The organism is Candidatus Schekmanbacteria bacterium, assembly GCA_003695725.1.
Taxonomy (GTDB): domain Bacteria; phylum Schekmanbacteria; class GWA2-38-11; order GWA2-38-11; family J061; genus J061.
The window spans coordinates 1-6,021 of the sequence record RFHX01000175.1; the positions used below are offsets into that span (position 1 = coordinate 1).

The window sequence follows — 6,021 nt, forward strand, 5'->3', positions numbered from 1 at the left end:
CAATAAAGTTATTGATAGTTATTAAACATTTAGACAAATAATAAATCCTAAACATTGAATAGTATCAGTTTATGGAAAATATTTCCTTCAACCTAAATGGCAATGATGTTTCTATTAAGACTGAGAGCAGTAGGATTCTCTTGTGGATTTTAAGGATTGATTTTGGATTAACAGGGACAAAATATGGTTGCGGTGAAGGCCACTGCGGCGCCTGCACCGTTTTAGTAAATAACGAAGCGGTAAGGTCCTGTCAGTTGACCGTAAAGGATGTCGCCGGAAAGGAAGTCGTTACTATCGAAGGGCTCTCAAAAAATGGAAAACTTCACCCTCTTCAAAAGGCCTTTATAGAGCATAACGCTTTTCAATGCGGTTTTTGCACATCTGGAATGATTTTAAACGCTTACGGCTTTTTAATGAAAAACCCCAAGCCGTCACGGACAGAAATTATTGAAGGAATGAATGACAATCTTTGCCGATGCGGTGCACATATTAGGATTATCAGAGCAATTGAGAGTGTAGCTTTGCAACCGAATAAGGACAAAGAATAATGAGCAAACAAGATTACATTGATCTTGATTTCACTGATATAAAGACCTTCCCCTCTTCAATCAAAAGGCGCCATTTTCTTAAACTTTTAGGAAGCGGAATAATTATTTTATTTTCCCTTGATTCATCTGCTTTTCAGGAGGTAATAAAAAAAAGAGGGTATCTCGATATCACTGCCTATGACCTCACTTCTTTTTTAAGAATTGGAGAAGACGGAAGGATTACCTGTCTTACCGGGAAAATTGAAATGGGTCAGGGAATAGCAACTTCTCTTTCACAAATCATAGCTGATGAACTTTATGTGCCAATGGAATCTGTTGATTTAATTATGGGAGACACAGATTTATGTCCATGGGATTTAGGAACATTCGGTTCGATGACCATTCGCTTTTTTGGAGTTGAATTGAGAAATGCCGCAGCTGAAGCAAGAGCAGTATTGTTAGAGCTTGCATCAAAAGAATTGAATGTCCCTGAAGAGAGACTTTCAATTGAAAATGGCATCATTTTTGATGAAAGCAACAAAAAAAAGAAAATCTCCTATTCAGAGCTTTCAAGAAAGGAAAATATCCGTAAGCGTCTTGACAAGAAAGCTTTACCCAAGAATTTATCTAAACTATCCTTTATAGGAAAGAATGTTAAACGCATAGATGCTTCTGCCAAAGTTACAGGAAAGGCAAAATATGCAGGAGACATTCAGCTTCCTGATATGCTTTATGCAAAGATACTCAGGCCTCCTGCTCATAAAGCAAAGCTAAAATCAATCGATGTTTCTACCATAAAAGAAAATAAGGATATTATCTATATTGAAAAAGATAATTTAAAAGCAGTCCTCCATAGACATCCTGATATGGCGCAAAGAGCTCTTTCAAAAATAAAAGCCGATTATGTAATTCCTACATCATCTCTCAATGAAAATAACATTGCTTCACATCTTCTCAAGCTTTCACCAAAAGGAAGAGTGTCTGCTAAAGGGGGAAATCTGAATGAAGGCAAAAAGTTATCATCACTCCTCTTCAATGAAACTTACTCAAATGGATATGTAGCGCATGCCCCGATAGAAACCCATACAGCCACTGCCAAATGGGTTCGTGATAGGTTAACCATCTGGGCTTCCACGCAGACACCTTTTCTTTTACAAGGCGAAATTTCGAGATATTTCAGAATACCACAGAATAAAGTACATATTATTACTCCCTTCGTTGGTGGAGGGTTCGGAGGGAAAACTGAAAACAATCAAGCTCTCGAAGCCGCAATCCTTGCAAAAGAAGTAGGTAAACCAGTACAAGTGATGAGAAGCAGGGAGGAAGAATTTTTCTATGATATCTTTATGCCTGCATCTGTGGTTAAAATAAAATCAGGAATAAATGGCGAAGGTAAAATTGTCTATTGGGATTACAAAGTCTATTTTGCAGGCGAAAGGGGAGGAGAGCATTTTTATGATATTCCTCACTATTCTACTACAATTTACGCTGGAGGCGGACATGGTTCGCCGGATAAAAGGATTCAAGAAGCGCATCCCTTTGCAACGGGGCCTTGGCGCGCTCCTGCAAACAATACGAATACATTTGCTCGAGAGTCACAGATTGACATAATGGCTGAAGCGGCAGGTATTGATAAAGTAGAGTTTAGATTAAAAAATCTCACCAATAAGAGAATGATAAAAGTTTTAGAAGCAGTTGCAAAAGAGTTTTCCTGGAAGCCGATGAAAAAAGACTCTTCTATAGGCTACGGAGTAGCATGTTCTATAGATGCAGATACATATGTAGCTATGATGTGTAGAGTAAAAGTTGATATGGAAACAGGTAAAGTCAAAGTGGAGAAGGTTGTATGTGCTCAGGATATGGGAATGGTAGTCAATCCAGAAGGAGCGAGAATGCAGATAGAAGGCTGTATTACGATGGGAATTGGATATGCTCTCTTTGAAGAAATACATTTTCAGGGAGGGAGGATATTTGAAAAAAATTTCGATACCTATAGAATCCCCACCTTTAAAGACCTCCCAGAAATCGAAACAATTTTGGTAGATAATCAAGATTCACCTCCCCATGGAGGTGGTGAACCGGCAATTACATGTATGGGAGCAGTTATTGCAAATGCTGTCTATGATGCTGTCGGAGTTAGAATTTTTAAATTCCCATTAACTGCTCAAAGAATAAAGGATAATCTCAAAAAAATTAACAAGGATATAAGTTCTTAAAGAATTTTGCTTAAATAAAAAAAATTATATTAGGATTAAAGGAGAAGAATATGAAGGATTTGACCAATGAGGAAATCAATGAAATTCTTTGTACAGTCGGCGATGGTGTCCTTTCATTGTCCATAGACGACAAACCTTACGGAATACCATTTGGATTCGTCTATATAAATGGGAATATATACCTATCGATGCTTCCAATGGGGAGGAAATGGGAAATTATCAACAAAAATAAAAATGTATGTTTTACTGTTTTCAAATGGAATGATGACCATACAGAATGGGCATCTGTTGTTATCGATGGGGAAATAACTATTGTTGATAATCTTGATGAAATCGAGCTCGTGGTGAAGGAAAACATCAGAAAGGTAGGATTGAAAGATGAAGGTTATCTTGAAAAAAGGATGGAAATGTATAGAAAAAATATAAACAACCCTAAATCTCTCAAGATACTAAGAATTGATACCTCCAATATAGGAGGCAAAAAAATGAAAACATTGATAGGCAGTTAAAGTTTGAGGTAAATTTCAATATATAGAATGAAATTGTCTGAAAAATCTACCAACATTTTTTTATTTCTCATTATCCTTTCCTTGTCCTTCTTCTTCCTATTTAAAAATTTAGGTGATATTCCTTTTTGGCAGGATGAGGGCGAAACTGCCGTTATTGGACTAAATACGCTTACCTTTGGAATTCCTACTGCTTGGGATGGAAAAAACCTTATATCTTCTCTCAATGGTTATGACTTTAACGATAAACTTATTTGGACTTGGCATCCATGGAGTCAATTCTATATCACTGCCTTATCCTTTTACCTTTTTGGCAAAAGCACATTTTCAGGCCGTTTACCTTTTGCATTATCAGGGTTTTTTACAATTATACTGACTTATCTTCTAACTTCAAAAATGACTAAAGATAAAAAAACCGCATTGCTTTCGGCTTTTTTTTTGACAACAAATCTTCAATTTATTCTTTTTTGCAGACAATGCAGATATTACGCTTTACTTCCTTTCTTTTCTATTCTTGCCGCCTATTTCATTACAGAAATCGATAAAAGAAAAGGATTTTACGGATTTATCATATCAATGGCTCTTCTTTTTCATTCAAATTATGCACCATTCCCTTTTGTTATGGCAGGTGGCTTTCTTTATCTCATCTATTTAAAAAACAAAGAAAAATTAACAAAATACTTTCTCAGTATTATTCCAATTTCCATTTTAACGATACCTTGGTTCGTTTATTCAGAAGCATATAAGCGAGGTACAGAAATACCAATATCTGAAAGAATGGGAATTTATTTCCTACAGCTTCAGGATATGCTCTATTTGGTAAATGAATATATGTTTCCTCTACTTCTTTTACTTCCTCTATTTTATCTATTTTCAAAAAATTTTGAGGATATAAGAAAGATTTCACTTTTATGTCTTTCTTTTGCTTTTCCCGTAATACTCTTTCTTCCTTATGTAAGCTATACACAATTTATCATAGGTATTAGGTATGCTACCGGCTGTTTCCCTTTTATGGCTATTATTTCTGCTGTTTCCATTATGACCACCTATAGAAAAAACAAAATTGCTGGAACATTGATTATTTTCATCTTGATATTTACCAATATTTTATCGTTCATACCATCCTATACTTTCAGAATGATAAAAGAAGACGACCAAAAATACAAAAGGGCTTCATTTTCAGAAGAAATAAGAAATGCTTTAATCGCAAAGAAAATATATGCAGACTTCATCTATGAATTAACTCACCATTACAAAAGTCCTATTGAAGGAATTTCCAATTTTCTTAATAAAAATGCTTCTGAAGAAGATATTGTCCTTACAAATTATGAGCATGCCCCTATAATTTTTTATACCAATAGGAGGATGGCATATATTCTTTCCAACGAAAGATATTTTAGAGAATCAATTCCTGCTCCTAAATTCAATGAAGTATTGATGCAAATGCTTCCTAACTACATTTTTTCATACGAAAACATTGATTGGCTCATTGAAAGGTCAAATTATCCTGAAAGGTTGTATGGTTTCAATTCATTGAAAAGAAACCTTCAAAAGAATGGCTTTATAGAAAAGGTTTACTATCTCTCGTATCCGGATATCCCTTGGAGCAATAGAGCTGACCTGAGATATCACAAATTCAGAACTCCTGTCAATTTCCCATCCCTTAAAATCTATAAAGTTAAGAAAAATAAAAAGTCATAGGAATAATTTTTAAGATTTCAAACAATTCTCTAAAAGTTTCTGCTCATTTTTTGGGAAACTCTTTATAAGATAGGTCTTGAAATCATCATTTGAAACATTCTCTTTAATCGCATTTGCAATTCCTTCAATAATGAATGGATAACATCTTTCATCAGTATTTTTAAAAACAAGAGAAATTTTCCTTAAAGACCCATCAATAATTTTTCTCATCTCCGACCTTTGCATTTTTTCATAAAAATTATCCATAAAAACATATTTATTAATTCCCTCGAGCCAATATGATACAAATTTAAAAGTGCATCCTTCGATGAAAGCACTTTTCTGTTCTTCCGGAATTTGAGGCAATACACTCAAACATTTAGGTATAACAGTCTGAAGAGGAAGTAATTTTGAAGTAGTATAAAATATTTCTCTGGCCGTAATAGCTCGAGCAATTCCTCTATAAGCAGCATTTTGAAAATCAGGAGGAATCAATTTTACTTCATCCAAGATTTCCTTTAAATCCCAATCAACTTTTTTGCCATTTTCCAGGGACACATATGGAATTTCCATTGCTTCTTTATAAAAATACCCGTCATAACAGGCAGTTTTAAAGAATTTCGGGAGTTTATTTATTTTCTTCTCTACCTCATTAAGGTCATTGTCAAAGCGTTCTCTCAAAGCTTCTCCAATCCCTGTATAAAGCATATATTTAAGTAGTTCATTCCTATTATCCAAAGCTTTATCTATTTTTGACCTCCTTTCGCTAAATGTTTCGTAAAGCCGCCACCCAATAAGACTATAGTAGGCAGCTGCATCTTCATCATCTAACTTCTTAACTATATTTAAAAGGTTGTCTTCAGGCCTTGCAGCAGATAAATAGGCAGGAATTAACTCCCAATAGTTATATCCTTTATATATTTTTCCAAGTAAAAATTTCGATGGCTTCGTATAAGAGATTGTTTCTAAAAATCCGCAAAAAACTAAGAACAAGACAACGGCAACAGATAGAATGCGAAGATAACTATTTCTAATGTCTGATAAAAATCTCCCTACACCCCAGCTTATAAATAAATAGATAAAAGGAATAAG

Annotated in this window: 5 protein-coding genes; 4 read left to right on the plus strand and 1 reads right to left on the minus strand. The window is 34.6% G+C overall.

Annotated elements, in window-relative coordinates; genetic code table 11:
- Positions 1-71: 71 nt before the first annotated feature.
- Genes D6734_07040 through D6734_07055 form a run of 4 tightly spaced genes read left to right on the plus strand, consistent with a single transcriptional unit; the run spans position 72 to position 4,950 of the window.
- Positions 72-548 (plus strand): (2Fe-2S)-binding protein, encoded by a 477-nt coding sequence (locus D6734_07040; GenBank protein RMF94742.1) that lies wholly within the window; start codon positions 72-74, stop codon positions 546-548.
- Positions 548-2,743: a hypothetical protein gene (locus D6734_07045; protein RMF94743.1), complete on the plus strand. Its 2,196-nt coding sequence runs from the start codon at positions 548-550 to the stop codon at positions 2,741-2,743. The genes D6734_07040 and D6734_07045 overlap by 1 nt, the downstream gene beginning before the upstream one ends.
- A gap of 50 nt (positions 2,744-2,793) precedes the next feature.
- Positions 2,794-3,252 carry a hypothetical protein gene (locus tag D6734_07050; GenBank protein RMF94744.1) on the plus strand — a complete coding sequence of 153 codons (459 nt, stop codon included), beginning with the start codon at positions 2,794-2,796 and terminating at the stop codon, positions 3,250-3,252.
- A gap of 27 nt (positions 3,253-3,279) precedes the next feature.
- Entirely contained in the window at positions 3,280-4,950 is a 1,671-nt protein-coding gene (locus tag D6734_07055; GenBank protein ID RMF94745.1) for a hypothetical protein, read from the plus strand.
- Positions 4,951-4,959: 9 nt separating this feature from the next.
- On the opposite strand, the gene D6734_07060 is transcribed toward D6734_07055, so the two are convergent.
- On the minus strand, positions 4,960-6,021 hold a 1,062-nt coding region (locus tag D6734_07060), incomplete at its 5' end, for a hypothetical protein (GenBank protein ID RMF94746.1).